This window comes from Alphaproteobacteria bacterium HT1-32, assembly GCA_009649675.1.
In the GTDB taxonomy this organism is placed as follows: domain Bacteria; phylum Pseudomonadota; class Alphaproteobacteria; order Rhodospirillales; family HT1-32; genus HT1-32.
Genome location: WJPL01000019.1, coordinates 1 through 1,123 on the forward strand (window position 1 = coordinate 1; position 1,123 = coordinate 1,123).

At 61.3% G+C, this 1,123-nt stretch carries 1 protein-coding gene; it reads left to right on the forward strand.

Going from position 1 to position 1,123, the window contains the following annotated elements; all coding sequences use genetic code 11:
• On the forward strand, window positions 1-1,123 hold a 1,123-nt coding region (locus tag GH722_20660; protein ID MRG74174.1), incomplete at both ends, for a hypothetical protein.

Consider the following 1,123-nt stretch of genomic DNA (forward strand, 5'->3'; position numbering starts at 1 on the left):
GGACAGCCTCGATCATGGTGCGGCCGATGGTGAGAACAGCCTCGGTCTCGAGTTCACGCTGACGGGCACGCCGTCCGATGATACGGCAACGGATTACGATCTCGATCCGTCGACGCTGGCGGACACCTCGATCAGCCAGACCTTCTCGGTGAACGTCACGGATGATGTTCCGGAAGCGGCTGAAGTGGCGACGCCGACCGTGGCCGATACGGTGACGCTGGATGAAGACGATCTGGCCGACGGCACGGACGACACGAAGGAATCTCTCAGTGCAACGGGCGATCTCGGTCTCGACGGTGATCTGATCACGATCGATTACGGTGCGGATGGTGCAGCCGACGGCTCACCGACGGCGCTGCAGTATGACGATCTTGACTGGGCACTTGAAGGCCCGGCAGGTCTGACCAGCCAGGGTGAAGCGGTCACCTATGAGTGGGATGCGAGTACGCAGACCCTTCAGGCGACGGCCGATGGCCGTGACGTGTTCACGGTAGAACTGAATGAAGACGGCTCCTACACCTTCACGCTGCAGGACAGCCTTGATCATGGTGCGGCAGATGGCGAGAACAGCCTGGGCCTTGAGTTCACGCTGACGGGTACGCCGTCCGATGATACGGCAACGGATTATGATCTGGATCCGTCGACGCTGGCGGACACCTCGATCAGCCAGACCTTCAGTGTCAATGTGACCGATGATGTTCCGGAAGCGGCTGAAGTGGCAACGCCGACCGTGGCTGATACGGTTACGCTGGATGAAGACGATCTGGCCGACGGCACGGACGACACGAAGGAGAGCCTCAGTGCAACAGGCGACCTCGGTCTCGACGGTGACCTGATCACGATCGATTACGGTGCGGATGGTGCAGCCGACGGCTCACCGACGGCGCTGCAGTATGACGACCTGGACTGGGCGCTTGAAGGCCCGGCAGGTCTGACCAGCCAGGGTGAAGCGGTTACCTACAGCTGGGATGCGGCAACGCAGACCCTGCAGGCGACAGCCGACGGCCGTGATGTGTTCACGGTGGAACTGAATGAAGACGGCAGCTACACCTTCACGCTGCAGGACAGCCTTGATCATGGGGCAGCCGATGGCGAGAACAGCCTGGGCCTTGAGTTCACGCTG